We start from the raw sequence: 13,099 nt of genomic DNA, 5'->3' as shown, positions 1-13,099 counted from the left end.
CTCCTGCTCAGTCGACCAAAAAGAACTCATCCGGGCGATGGACGCCGAAATGCGCGCCGGGTTCCCACGCCCACATGGCCTGCTCGGGGACATTGCGCAAACGGTTCGATACGACAATGGGCTGCGGTGCGCCGTTCAAAATGCCGATCGCGTATAGCTGGTCAGCGTGGATTTCCAACATCTCGGTCCAGACGGCAGCGCGCTGTTCATCCGTTGTGGCGGTCTCCCAGTCATGGACCAAAGTCATCAGGCGCTCAGCCTCGGGCATGTCGGGCGCCTCACCCACTTCGCCGCCGGTCTGATAGTACTGTCCCCATTTTGGCCAAGCGAGAAACACCTGATCCGTCGGGGCCAGATAGGCGGGCGAGGTGTGGACTTGAGGAAGCCCGTCATCCCAGCCAAACCAGACTGAAGCCATGGTGTTGCCTGCAAAAACCCGGTTGCGCAGAATATCGCGATCCAACGGGCGCATCACCAGATCGACGCCAATCTCGCGCCATGTGTCGGTGACGATCTGCAGGGCGTTTTCGACCTCCTGCCGCTCACCAGCGGTTTCGATGATCAGCTCCATCGGGCGCCCGTCGGGGAGCAGCCGAATGCCGTTCTTGTCGCGCTCAGCCAGCCCAGCCTCGTCCAACAGGGCGTTCGCCAGATCGGGATCATACTGGGCCCAGGCCTGGGCGTTTTCCTCGCTGTAAAAAGGCGAGGCAGGCAGAACCGCCATCGCGCCCGGTTTTGCCAGTTTGAAATAGAGCGCCTGGTTGATCGTCTTGCGATCAATCCCCAAAGACAGGGCGCGGCGCACGCGCACGTCTCGCATTACGTCCCGCCAAACCTCATCCGCGTAGTTCAGGTTCGGATAGATTGCGATCTGCGAGGCGACACCGGTTTTCCAGAGTAATGTCTTGTAGTTGCCAACCGCCTCACCCTTTTTCAGGATCGAGGCATCCCGGAACGCCAGACCACGCCCCTGCAGGTCGGTCTCACCCGCATTGGTCTTTGCGGCCACCAGCCCGGGGGCCACAATCTCCATCTCGACCACGTCGATATAGGGCAGTTGCACCCCTTTGGAGTCGATGCGGTGGTAGTACGGATTGCGGACGAAGTTGTGGCGGATTTTCTTGCCCGAGCTTGCGTTTAGCCAGGGCTGAAGCGTGGGCAGCTTGTGGTTGTCGAACTTGTAGAGGTTGTCGAGTTTGTTGTGCAGGGCCGCCCAGCTTTTGACGCGGGCATCATCGACCTGCGCGGCCAGATCCTCGGGATCAACATAGTTTTCGTGATATTGTTTCAGAAAAGCCGACGGGCGGTAAATGAAGGGCGGGCGGGCCTGTGCCAGTGTTTGCAGAAAATCCGGGTTCGGATCATCCCATTCGTAGACTACTGTCGTCTCATCCGGGAAAGAGACGGTTGGGGCCTTGCCCTCGACGATCAGAAAATCAGGAGGTCCAGAGGGGCTGAGCAATTCGTTGTTAGCGACATCTTCCCACCAGTACCGGAAATCTTCGGACGTAAACGGTGAGCCATCTGACCACTTATGTCCTTCGCGTAAATGCAGCGTGAACTTGCGGTTCCCGTCATTTTCGAACGAGGCCAAAATGTCGGGCACGATATTGTAATTTCCGTCAAACCCAACCAACCGGGCGTAACCGTAGACGACCATCTGGCGGATATCCTTGGACCGGGTCACCATGGTCCGCATTGTGCCGCCGGGGATGCCGAATTCACGCCCCTTCGCAGCCAAATCCACCACCAGAGGGTCTTTGGGTAGGCGTTCCGAAACCGGCGGCAGATCGCCGGCATTCACCTCAGCCGACCAAAAGCTGCTCTCTTGCGGGACCGGCACATCGGCCAGCGCGGGCAGCGTCCAGCCAAAGGCCAGAGCGGCGGCCAGGATCAGAGGGCGAGTGGTCTTAAACATGGCAACGTACCTTATGGCCCGGTTCCAATTCCACCAGCGAAGGTATCACGGTGTCCGAGAAACGAAAGGCCTCATCCCAACTGTCCGGCGCGCCGGCACCCAGAGAGACCATTTGCAGGTCAATCGGGCGGTTGATGTCGGGTTCTGGTTGAGCGGCAATCAACGCCTTGGTGTATGGATGGCGCGGATTGTAGAAGAGTGTTTCGGGCGGGGCTTGTTCGACGATCAGCCCACGACGCATCACAGCGACTTCGTCAGCGATACGGGCGACTACGGCAAGGTCGTGAGAGATGAAGAAATAGGACAGGTTCAGGCTGTCCTGCAAGTTTTCCAACAGTGTCAGGATTTGTTCCTGAACCGACACATCCAGCGCAGAGGTAGGTTCGTCACAGACAATCAACTGCGGGTCCAGCATCATGGCGCGCGCGATGGATAGGCGCTGCCTCTGCCCGCCGGAAAACGCATGCGGATAGCGTTTCAGCATGTCCGAGTTCAGCCCCACGCGCTGCAGCATCTCGGCCGCCTTGTCGCGTTGCTCCGAGACCGAACCGATACGGTGGATTTCCAGCGGCTCAGTCATCGCGTCCTGTATGCGCATCCGTGGACTGAGTGAGCTGTAGGGATCCTGAAACACCATCTGCGCCTTGCGTTGAAACGCGGTGCGCTGGGCGCGGGTCATCTGGTGGACCGGGATCGGGGCTTCGTCCGGGGCTGTGCAGAACAGAACCTCTCCGCCTGGGTCGGGCAGTTCAGCGCCAAGGGCAATCCGGGCGGCTGTGGTTTTGCCAGATCCGCTTTCGCCGACAATCGCCAGTGTCTTGCCACGCGCAAGCTTCAGGTCGACGCTGCGACAGGCATGGATCTGTTTGTCGGCTTGCCAGCCCTTGCTGGAGCGCATCGTGTAGGTCTTGGAGACGCCTTTCATATGCAGGATCAGGTCTTCGTCAGGCATCGGAATGCCGACGGCGTCCTGATCTGGAATGGCCAGGGCCGCATCGAACAGTTGTTTGGTATAAGGATGGGCCGGCGCGGTCAGGATGGGGGCGGCGGGGCCTGCCTCCATCACGCGGCCCTTGTGCATGACGACGACCTGCTCGGCCATATTCGCAACTACGCCTAGATCGTGCGTAACAAGGATCAGCGCCATCCCGGTTTCGCGCTGAAGTTCCTTGATCAGCCCCAAAACCTGAGCCTGTGTGGTTACATCCAGCGCAGTGGTCGGCTCGTCAGCAATCAGCAGTTCGGGTTTGGAGACCATCGCCATGGCGATCATGGCGCGCTGGCGCATACCTCCCGACAGCTCAAACGGATAGGAGTCATAGGCCCGCTGGGGATCTGGAAAGCCCACGCGTTCAAACTGGGTCAGTACTTCCTTACGGGCCTGCGCCTCGGACGCCCCGCGATGCAGCCAGAGGACCTCGCTGACCTGATTGCCGATCTTGTGCAGTGGCGACAAAGATCGCATCGGCTCCTGAAAGATCATCGAGACGCGGTTGCCGCGAATGCTGCGCATCTCCCGCTCGTTGATTTGCGTCAGGTCGGCCTGGCCCTTGGAATCATTCAGAATAATCGAGCCGCTGCGAATCTGCGCTACGCGGGGCAGGATACGCAACACGGCCCGGCAGGAGATTGTTTTGCCCGAACCCGACTCACCCACCAATGCTAGTGTCTGTCCGGCCTCCACGTCGAAATTCACGTCTCGCACGACTGAATCCGCCGTGCCGAAACCGATGCTGAGATCTCTGACAGACAACAACGCAGTCATTCGGGTTTTCCACCCGTTTGGCCGTAGATGAGCATCGGCTTTTTGTTCTCCCCGTTTTTTGACTTACTGTCGCGCGGTTTCACCCGACTCGTCAAACCCGTTCTTAGGCTGAAATGTCGCGGGAATGTGAAACTTTCGCCTCTACAACTACACAAACAGTTGAGTTTTTGCCATCAAGTTCGTGACCAGCACCATTTAAGCTGGCGTTGAGTATCAAAGAGAGAATCCCCTGTGCCCGAAAACCAAAGCCGACTGGATCTGTTTATTGACCGTATGGTGTCGCAACGCGCCTGCCTTGATTTTGCAATCGCGCAGACAAAATGCATGTCCGGGCCGGTGTTCGAACTGGGCCTGGGCAATGGTCGAACCTACCACCACATGATCCAGTACATCCAGAACCGCCCGGTTTTTGTGTTCGAACGCGCGGTGGCCTCACACCCCGACTCCACCCCGCCAGAGGATCGGGTGATTTTGGGCGATGTGCGGGACACTCTGCCAGCCTCGGTGGATCGGTTCGGCGCGACGGCCAGCCTGATCCATGCGGATTTGGGTGGGCACAATCGCGAAAAGAACGACGCCTTCGCGCGGTTTGTTTCGCCTTTGATTGAACCGCTTCTGGCACCGGGTGGCCTGATGGTTTCCAGTGATCGAATGTATTTCGATGCGTTGTCCGAGCTGCCCTTACCAGCGGGCGCAGTCGAGGGGCGCTGTTTTATCTACCGGCGGTGACGCCTTAGGCGCGTCCGGGTCCACCAAAAGGCTAAGTAAACGGGAGGAACGCAATGCAGGCCATCCTGACGCTGAACGCGGGAAGTTCGACCATCAAATTCGGAGTTTACCGCGCTGACGCTGAACCCGAATTGCTGTGGCACGGGCAGGTAGACAATCTGGGGCCGGTCACCCAATTGCAAATCAATGGCGACGGGTTTCATGAGACACGTGAGATCGGGCCTGCTGACCACGCGGCCGGGGTCGCGGCGATCTTGCAGAACATCGAGCCTCTGCTTCAATCGGATCTAATCGTCGGTGTAGGCCACCGCATTGTCCACGGCGGACAAACCTTCGAAGGGCCCACGGTTCTGGATGATCACGTGCTGGCCCAACTTGAAACGCTCTCGTCACTGGCCCCGTTGCATCAGCCCCACAATCTGGCGGCCGTCCGCGCTGCACGAACGGCTTTCCCGGGTGCGCAACAGATTGGGTGTTTTGACACCTCCTTTCACGTAGGCCATCCGTTTGTAAACGATGCCTTTGCCATTCCGCGCCGCTTTTATGAGAAAGGCGTTCGGCGCTATGGATTCCATGGGCTGTCCTACGACTACATTACCGGCAAGATGGCTGAGGATTTCCCGGATCTGGCCGCAGGCCGGGTGGTTATCGCGCATCTGGGCAACGGGGCGTCTATGTGCGCTGTGGCCAATGGCAAGAGTATCGGCTCAACCATGGGTTTTTCCGCGCTTGATGGGCTGCCGATGGGGACCCGTTGCGGTCAGCTTGATCCCGGTGTGTTGCTCTATCTGATGGAGCAAGGTCACTCTGCCGAAGCGATCACGCATATCCTCTACAAGAAAAGTGGCCTGCTAGGCCTCAGCGGGATCAGCCACGATATGCGCACATTGCTTGAAAGCGATGATCCCCACGCGCGTGAGGCGATAGACTATTATGTCTTCCGGATCAGGCGGGAACTGGGCGCGATGACGGCTGTCCTGGGTGGGGTGGATGCGGTTGTGTTCTGCGGCGGCATTGGTGAGAACGCTGCGCCTATTCGCCAGAGCGTGCTGGATGGGATGGGATTTCTCAACATCCATCTGGACGCCGAGGCCAACGCCCAAAACGCGACGGCGATTTCAGATGGCGGTATACCCGTGCTCGTGATCCCGACCGACGAAGAACGGGTGCTCGCGCGGGCGGTCGCCAAGGCTTTGAGCTAAACACAACAGAGGGAAAACGGATGATCTTTTACGACTGCGCCACTGCTCCGAATCCGCGCCGCGCCCGTATGTTCATTGCCGAAAAAGGCTTGGAGATCGAAACCCGGCAAATCTCGATCGCGGAGGGAGAGCAGTTGAGCGATGCTTTTCGCGCCGTTAACCCTCGGGCCACGATCCCTGTGCTGGTGACCGATGAAGGCACGATTCTGACCGAGAACCTTGGGATTGCTGCGTATCTTGAGGCGCAGAGCCCCGAACCCCCATTGATGGGCAAGACGCCGGATGAAAAAGGCCGTGTTCTGATGTGGAACGCAATCGCTGAGCAGCAAGGCGGTATGCCTATCGCCGAAGCCCTACGCAACGGCCATCCTGCTTTCAAGGATCGTCCTATTCCGGGACCAGAGAACTATCCGCAGATCCCCGAGCTTGCGCAACGGGGTCGCGACAGGGTGGGGGCGTTCTTCGATTTGCTCGAGGACCATTTACAGGGCAGCCCGTTTTTGGCGGGCGAGGACTTCACCCTCGCCGATATCACCGGATTCGTCTTTGTCGATTTCGCGCGCGTGATCAAAATGCGTATCCCGGAAACTAGTACCGCGACTCAAGCCTGGTTCGACAGGATCAAATCCCGGCCCAGCGCCAGCCTTTAAAAGGCACCTGAATTGGCTGACACAAGCTTGCGCTCGACACTGTACAGAAATGTCTAGACAGAAGTGAACAGTGCCACTAGCGTTTCTCCCGAGTCGTGCAGCGGAGGGCAGGATGAAATCTCAGTATCGCGTTGTGGTCATCGGGGGCGGTGTCGTTGGGGCCTCGGTCCTGTATCATCTGGCCAAGTTCGGCTGGTCGGACGTCGTCATGTTGGAGCGGCGGAGGCTGGCCTCGGGGTCATCCTGGCACGCGGCGGGTGGTATTCATGCGCTGAACGCAGATCCGAATATGGCGTCCTTGCAGGCCTATACCATTGACCTGCTCAGTGAGATCGAAAAGGAATCCGGCCAGAATATCGGCCTGCACATGACCGGTGGCTTAACGCTGGCTGGCACCCCGGAACGCTGGGAGTGGCTACAAGCCAACTACCGGATCTTCCAATCCATCGGCATTGACGATTGCGAGCTTCTGACCCCGGAAGAGGCACAGAGACGCTGCCCGATTATGTCCACCGATGGCGTGTTGGGCGCGATGTGGGCGGATCGCGAAGGCTATATCGACACGACCGGCACGGTTCAGGCCTACGCGACGGCGGCAAAGAAGCGTGGCGCAGAATATTATGAGGAAACCAAGGTCGAAAGCCTGACGCAGACCGCAGATGGTTGGCAGGTTGTGACCGACAAGGGCACGATCACCTGCGAGCACGTGGTGAACGCGGCGGGCCTTTGGGCCAAGCAGGTGGGCCGGATGGCCGGAGTGGAACTTCCGGTCTCTCCGCTCAAACACCACTATCTGATCACAGACACAGTCCCCGAGGTTGCCGAAGCAGAGTTCGAGATGCCGATGACCGTCGACCTCGAAGGCTTCACTTACATGCGGCAGGATCAGAAGGGCGTTCTGGTTGGCATCTATGAGGTCGACCACGAGCACTGGGCCATGGACGGGGCGCCATGGAACTATGGTGAGGAGCTGTTTCAGGAGCAGCTCGACCGCATTGAGAATGAACTGACCCTGGGCTTTGAACGGTATCCTTCGATCCAGAACGTCGGCATCAAGACATGGGTCAACGGCGCGTTTACCTTCTCGCCCGACGGGAACCCTCTGGTCGGCCCGGTTCCGGGCAAACGCGGCTACTGGTCGGCCTGCGCCGTGATGGCCGGGTTCCTGCAGGGCGGCGGCGTTGGCAAAACTCTGGCCGAGTGGATGATCCATGGCGAGCCCGAGGCCGACGCGTGGCCGATGGACGTCGCCCGCTATGGCGATTTCGCGCAGAACAAACGCTACATTCGCGAAACGACCGGTCAGTTCTACTCGCGCCGTTTCGTGATGACCTACCCGAATGAGCAACTGCCCGCCGGTCGTCCGCTGAAGATGGCCCCGGCGCATGATGCGATGACTGAGGCCGGGTGCAAATGGGGCGTCAGCTGGGATCTGGAGGTGCCGCTCTATTTCGCGCCGAAAGGGTTCGAGGAAACGCCGACGCTCAAGCGGTCGAACGCCCATGACATCGTGGCGGAGGAATGCAAGACGCTCCGCGAAGGTGTTGGACTGTTGGACATCTCGGGCTTTTCGCGGTTCGAGGTGACGGGTCCGAATGCGCAGGCCTGGCTGGACAAGATTATGGCCTCGAAACTGCCGGGACCGGGGCGCGCCAAGCTGGCTCCGATGCTGGGTGAGACGGGGCGGCTCAAAGGCGACCTGACCGTGATGAACTGGGGTGACGGAACATGGTGGATCATGGGCAGTTACTACCTTCGTGCGTGGCACATGCGCTGGTTCGACGACCACATGATGGAAGGCGTGACTGTCCGTGATCTGGGCGAGGAATACTGCGGCTTTGCCGTGGTCGGCCCGAAATCGCAGGCGGTGGTTGAGAAGCTGGCGGAACAGGATATCTCGGACCTGAAATTCATGGGCTGTGGAGATTTCGATATCGGTCTGGTCCGCGCCCGCGTCGCCCGCATGTCGGTAACCGGCGAGAAAGGGTATGAGATCAACTGCCGCTATGGCGATCACATTAAGCTGCGCCGGATGCTTTTGGAGGCAGGGGCAGACGAAGGCATCCGCGAATGTGGTTTCAATGCCATGCTCTCAACCCGGTTGGAGAAGAGTTTCGGCATCTGGTCCGCCGAGTTTACCCAAGCCTACACACCGGGCATGACCGGAATGGATCGTTGGATCGACTGGGACAAGGATTTCGTCGGGAAAGACGCCGCCTTGGCCGAGCGTGATGGAAATGGCCCGGCTCAGGTTCAGGTGACGCTTGAGGTTGATGCCGTGGATGCCGACGCCAGCGGGTATGAGCCGGTCTGGTCCGACGGCGAACGCGTGGGCTTTGTCACCTCGGGCGGCTATGGCCACTACACGGGTAAGTCTCTGGCGATGGCACTGATCAATCGCGACAAGGCCGAACCGGGGACGGAGCTTACCGTGCACGTGGTTGGTGTGGAACGGCCTGCGCGCGTGGTTGCGCCCTCTCCTTACGATCCGCAGGGCAAGGCGATGAGGGGCTGATGGTGATCTCGCAGACATCCGAGCGTGGTCGGCGACGGCGCGGGCGGGGTGCAGATGCCGCCCCACCACCCTCGCGCGATGTGAATTACCGCCAGCTGCGCAACCCTTTTCCGCAGATGGAGGTGTTCCCCGAAGATCAGATCGCGGACATGCACGAAACGGCGCTGCGTGTGTTGCAGGAACTTGGGGTGAAAACCCTGCTGCCCGAAGCCCGCCGCATCTTTGCCAAGGCAGGTGCGCGTGTGGACGAAGACACTCAGATGGTCTTTATCGGGCGCGATCTGGTTGAGGCCGCCGTAGCCTCGGCCCCCAAATCCATCGCGTGTCGTGCCGGGGCGCGGGACCGCGATTTTACGCTGGAACTGGGTTCGCTCGTGTTTCAACCGGGTGCTGGTGCCCCGAACGCAACCGATCTGGAACGGGGCAGGCGACCGGCGTCGGGTCAGGACTACATCGAGTTCCTGAAGCTGACGCATCACTTCGATGTCTTCCAGATGATTTCGCCTCAGGTCGAGCCGCAGGATGTACCGACCCATCTTCGCCACTATTTCACGACGCAGGCGCAGATGGAGTTGACGGATAAGTTCCCCTTCTTCTTCTCGCGCGGCACCCCTCAGGTGTTGGACAGTTTTGAGATGCTGTCGATCGCAAGAGGGCTTTCAGATGATGAATTCCGCGGTAGCGCGCATTGCTATACGATCATCAACACCAACAGCCCGCGCACGCTGGATATCCCGATGGCGCAAGGGCTGATCGATTTTGCCCGTCATGGTCAGATGTCGATCGTCACGCCGTTCACCCTGATGGGGGCGATGGCGCCGATCACGGTCGCGGGGGCCATCACGCTGTCCCATGCCGAGGCTCTGGCGGCTGTGACCCTGACGCAATTGACGAACCCGGGCGCGCCGGTCTGCTATGGAACCTTCACCAGCAACGTCGACATGAAATCCGGCGCTCCCGCCTTTGGGACGCCATCGCATTTTCAAGCGTCTTTGGCTGCGGGCCAACTGGCACGGTTCCTTGGCCTGCCATGGCGGTCGGCGGCTGGGTCGGCCTCGAACATCAACGACGTTCAGGCCGCGAATGAAAACCAGTTTGGCCTGTGGGGCTGTTTGATGGCCGGGGCGACGGTGATCATCCACTCGGCAGGCTGGCTCGAAGGCGGGTTGAGCGTGTCGTTTGAGAAGATGATCTGTGACGCCGAAGTGCTGAACATGGTGGCCGAGCTCTGTGCCGGTGCGCAGGCCGGACGGGCTGAGATCGGCTTTGATACCGCCCTGAGTGAGGTTGACCCCAGCGGGCATTTCTTTGCCTCGTCCCAGACGATGGAGCGCTACAATACCGAATTCTACCAGCCGCATGTCCACGACTACGCCAATTTCGGCACCTGGACCGAGCGTGGATCTGTCGATGCCAATCAGCGTGCAACGGGCGTTTGGAAAGGCATCCTGAATGATTTCAAACCACCCGCAACAGATAGTGATCGACTGGGCGCCTTGCACGATTTCATCGCGAAGCGGACCGCAGAAGGCGGCGCTCCGCCGGAGAGTTGAATGAATACCAAACCGATCCTGCACCGTGATGACCCCAAGGCCGAGCCTTTGGTCGGCAATATCAAAGTCACGCGGGATGACTGGCTGAATGTGGCGATGGACGTGCTGATCTCGGACGGGGTGGATCAGATCAAGGTCATGAACCTGGCCGAGCGCATGGCCGTGTCCCGCTCGTCTTTCTATTGGTACTTCAAATCGCGGCAGGAGCTTCTGGATGCGTTGCTGGCGCGGTGGCAGGCGACCAATACGGCGGCGTTGATCGCACAGGCCGAGGCCCCGGCTGAGACTATCACAAGCGCGGTCTGCAACGTGCAGCGATGCGTCGTGAACACGGATCTGTTCGACACGGCGCTTGATTTTGCCATCCGGGACTGGGCCCGCAAATCGGGCAAGGTGCGCAATGCCCTGGATCAATCCGATGCACGACGCCTCAAGGCGCTGCACGCGATGTTTGCGCGTTTTGGCTATTCGGACATAGAGGCCGAAACCCGGGCGCGCGTCCTTTACTACATGCAGATCGGGTATGATTTGGCGCAGCTGAATGAGCCAATGGAAACGCGCCTATCGCTTGTGCCTCACTACCTGCATGCTTTCACAGGGGTTCAGCCTCGGGCCGAGGAAATTGAAGAATTTCGCGCTTATTCCAAGCGCTATTGGGAAGGAAAGACAGAATGAGCCAACCAGATGCAATCATAATCGGGACAGGCGTCATTGGCGCGGCCATCGCGTTCGAGATGTCCAAGGCCGGATGGAAAACCCTTTCTCTGGACCGCAATACGCAGGTCGGCCATGGCTCGACCGCGGGGTCCTGCGCGATCATCCGCATGCACTATTCAACGTTCGATGGCACGGCTTTCGCGTGGGAGGGCTACCATTATTGGCGCGATTGGGCCGCGTATCTGGGCCTGCCCGCAGATGCCAATCTGGCGCAGTTCCGCGAGACCGGGTGCTTGGTCATGAAAACAGACGCCAACGGGATGCTTGAGAAGCACATGCAAAACAGCGCGGATCTGGATTGCCCGTTCGAGGAATGGTCGCCCGAGACGGTCACGGAACGCCTGCCGGTCTATTCTTTGGAAAGTTTCGCCCCCGCCCGCCGGATGGACGACCCGGATTTCGGACAACCGAACGGGCGCAAGATGCAGGGCGGCGTATTCTGGCCTCAGGCAGGCTATGTCACCGACCCGGCACTTTCGGCGCAGAACCTGATGGATGCGGCAATCCAGAACGGGGCCGAGTTGCGCACTGGGGCCGAGGTTGTTGAGATCCTGATTGAGGACGGGCGCGTGGCGGGTGTCAAACTGGCTACGGGCGAAGAAATTCGTGCCAAGGTCGTGGTAAACGTGGCCGGGCCTGGATCGGCCATTATCAACGGCATGGCTGGCGTTTTGGACGACATGACCATCGAAACCCGTCCTCTGCGGCAGGAAGTGGTCCATGTTCCCGCGCCTGAGGGGTTCGATTTCGAAAACAACGGAACCATTGTCTCGGATAGTGACATCGCCTGCTATTGCCGCCCCGAGCATGGCAACCACATCCTCGTGGGGTCCGAGGATCCCGAATGCGATCCGCATCAATGGTGCGAGGATGACAAGTCATATAACCGCGATTTCACCGATCAGTGGACGACGCAGGCGATGCGCTATGCGCAGCGGGTGCCAAGCCTTGGTATTCCGTCCAAAACGCGGGGTGTTGTTGACCTCTATGATGCGTCGACCGATTGGATTCCGATCTACGATAAATCCAGCCTGCCAGGATTCTACATGGCCTGCGGCACCAGCGGGAACCAATACAAGAACGCGCCGATTGCGGGCAAGATGATGACGGCTCTGATCGACTATTGCGAAGGCGGTGCAGACCACGATGCTGAACCGCTGCAGTTCGAACTGCCTTACATCAAACGCGTGATTGATGTCGGTTTCTATTCACGCAATCGCACGATCAACGAAGAAAGCAGTTTTTCCGTTCTGGGGTAGTCAGCCCGACAATTGGCCCTAACATCACGTAAACGCGAAAAGGAGCGGATACGTGATGCCTCAGACGCCAAACAAAGTCCTGATCCTTGGCAGTGCGCCGTCAGCGGTGGCCGCCCGGGATTGGGATCGGACGCCGTTCACGCATATCGTGGCCATCAACAACGCATGGCGTATTCGTCCGGATTGGGACATTCTAATCCACCCTGAGGATTTTCCGCCGGAAAACCGACCCACAACTCTGACGAAAGACCAAAGGATCGTGACAGCCGAAGACTACGTGCCTCGGCAAAACGCTTATGGCGGTTTTGTCTATGCGGGCGGCACCATGGCGTTTACCGCGGGCTATTGGGCGCTATCAGCCCTCAAACCTTCTATGATTGCCTATTTTGGTTGCGATATGGTTTACCCCGGATCTGGGAAGACGCATTTCTATGGCAACGGAACCGCTGATCCGCTGCGTGCCGACATCTCGTTGCGGTCGCTTGAGGCGAAGTCGGCCAGATTGGGCGTGTTTGCCGCCGCGCAGGGCTGTCGCATGGTGCGCTTGTCCGAGGGTGAAAGCAGGCTGCTCTATCCATCGCTTCGCGCGTCACGGATGGAAGACGCACCGATGCCGTCGACCGTTGGCGCGCATGACGCATTGGAGGCCGAAGTTCGCCTCGGCTACTATGTGCCATCAGGGAGGTATTGGGAATCCGAGCAGCATTTCGATCCGGACGAATTGGATGCAGTGGACCGTCTTTGGATATCCGCCTACCAAATCGCGCAAATGGACCGCGTTGCTTAAGACC

10 protein-coding genes are annotated in these 13,099 nt (G+C 59.2%); 8 read left to right on the top strand and 2 right to left on the bottom strand.

Annotated elements, in window-relative coordinates:
* Positions 1–7: 7 nt before the first annotated feature.
* Positions 8–1,918: an ABC transporter substrate-binding protein gene (locus ACP15L_RS09470; RefSeq protein ID WP_425083963.1), complete on the bottom strand. Its 1,911-nt coding sequence runs from the start codon at positions 1,916–1,918 to the stop codon at positions 8–10.
* Complete coding sequence (locus ACP15L_RS09465) at positions 1,911–3,683, bottom strand: dipeptide ABC transporter ATP-binding protein (RefSeq protein WP_425083962.1); 1,773 nt, start codon at positions 3,681–3,683, stop codon at positions 1,911–1,913. Before ACP15L_RS09465 ends, ACP15L_RS09470 begins: the two co-directional genes overlap by 8 nt.
* 231 nt (positions 3,684–3,914) lie before the next feature.
* Between ACP15L_RS09465 and ACP15L_RS09460 the strand changes: the two genes are divergently transcribed.
* The 8 genes from ACP15L_RS09460 to ACP15L_RS09425 all read left to right on the top strand — a co-directional run bounded on the left by ACP15L_RS09460 (position 3,915) and on the right by ACP15L_RS09425 (position 13,095).
* Positions 3,915–4,412: a class I SAM-dependent methyltransferase gene (locus tag ACP15L_RS09460; protein WP_425083961.1), complete on the top strand. Its 498-nt coding sequence runs from the start codon at positions 3,915–3,917 to the stop codon at positions 4,410–4,412.
* A gap of 53 nt (positions 4,413–4,465) precedes the next feature.
* Entirely contained in the window at positions 4,466–5,614 is a 1,149-nt protein-coding gene (locus ACP15L_RS09455; RefSeq protein ID WP_425083960.1) for an acetate/propionate family kinase, read from the top strand.
* A gap of 20 nt (positions 5,615–5,634) precedes the next feature.
* Entirely contained in the window at positions 5,635–6,264 is a 630-nt protein-coding gene (locus ACP15L_RS09450) for a glutathione S-transferase family protein (RefSeq protein WP_425083959.1), read from the top strand.
* A 112-nt stretch (positions 6,265–6,376) separates the two neighbouring features.
* Positions 6,377–8,779: a GcvT family protein gene (locus ACP15L_RS09445; protein ID WP_425083958.1), complete on the top strand. Its 2,403-nt coding sequence runs from the start codon at positions 6,377–6,379 to the stop codon at positions 8,777–8,779.
* Entirely contained in the window at positions 8,779–10,332 is a 1,554-nt protein-coding gene (locus tag ACP15L_RS09440) for a trimethylamine methyltransferase family protein (protein ID WP_425083957.1), read from the top strand. The genes ACP15L_RS09445 and ACP15L_RS09440 overlap by 1 nt, the downstream gene beginning before the upstream one ends.
* Positions 10,333–11,007 carry a TetR/AcrR family transcriptional regulator gene (locus ACP15L_RS09435; RefSeq protein ID WP_425083956.1) on the top strand — a complete coding sequence of 225 codons (675 nt, stop codon included), beginning with the start codon at positions 10,333–10,335 and terminating at the stop codon, positions 11,005–11,007.
* Entirely contained in the window at positions 11,004–12,308 is a 1,305-nt protein-coding gene (locus ACP15L_RS09430; protein WP_425083955.1) for an NAD(P)/FAD-dependent oxidoreductase, read from the top strand. Before ACP15L_RS09435 ends, ACP15L_RS09430 begins: the two co-directional genes overlap by 4 nt.
* A gap of 55 nt (positions 12,309–12,363) precedes the next feature.
* Positions 12,364–13,095 (top strand): hypothetical protein, encoded by a 732-nt coding sequence (locus ACP15L_RS09425; RefSeq protein WP_425083954.1) that lies wholly within the window; start codon positions 12,364–12,366, stop codon positions 13,093–13,095.
* Positions 13,096–13,099 lie beyond the last annotated feature (4 nt).

It is taken from the genome of Ruegeria profundi (genome assembly GCF_049800715.1).
GTDB lineage: Bacteria > Pseudomonadota > Alphaproteobacteria > Rhodobacterales > Rhodobacteraceae > Ruegeria > Ruegeria profundi_A.
This window is presented reverse-complemented; position numbering and strand designations above follow the sequence as displayed.

Bases quoted from the DNA above. Each gene is read 5' to 3' on its own strand.
- ACP15L_RS09430 (WP_425083955.1), top strand. From the start codon at position 11,004: ATGAGCCAACCAGATGCAATCATAATCGGGACAGGCGTCATTGGCGCG.
- ACP15L_RS09470 (WP_425083963.1), bottom strand. From the start codon at position 1,918: ATGTTTAAGACCACTCGCCCTCTGATCCTGGCCGCCGCTCTGGCCTTT.
- ACP15L_RS09445 (WP_425083958.1), top strand. From the start codon at position 6,377: ATGAAATCTCAGTATCGCGTTGTGGTCATCGGGGGCGGTGTCGTTGGG.
- ACP15L_RS09465 (WP_425083962.1), bottom strand. From the start codon at position 3,683: ATGACTGCGTTGTTGTCTGTCAGAGATCTCAGCATCGGTTTCGGCACG.
- ACP15L_RS09425 (WP_425083954.1), top strand. From the start codon at position 12,364: ATGCCTCAGACGCCAAACAAAGTCCTGATCCTTGGCAGTGCGCCGTCA.
- ACP15L_RS09455 (WP_425083960.1), top strand. From the start codon at position 4,466: ATGCAGGCCATCCTGACGCTGAACGCGGGAAGTTCGACCATCAAATTC.
- ACP15L_RS09440 (WP_425083957.1), top strand. From the start codon at position 8,779: ATGGTGATCTCGCAGACATCCGAGCGTGGTCGGCGACGGCGCGGGCGG.
- ACP15L_RS09435 (WP_425083956.1), top strand. From the start codon at position 10,333: ATGAATACCAAACCGATCCTGCACCGTGATGACCCCAAGGCCGAGCCT.
- ACP15L_RS09450 (WP_425083959.1), top strand. From the start codon at position 5,635: ATGATCTTTTACGACTGCGCCACTGCTCCGAATCCGCGCCGCGCCCGT.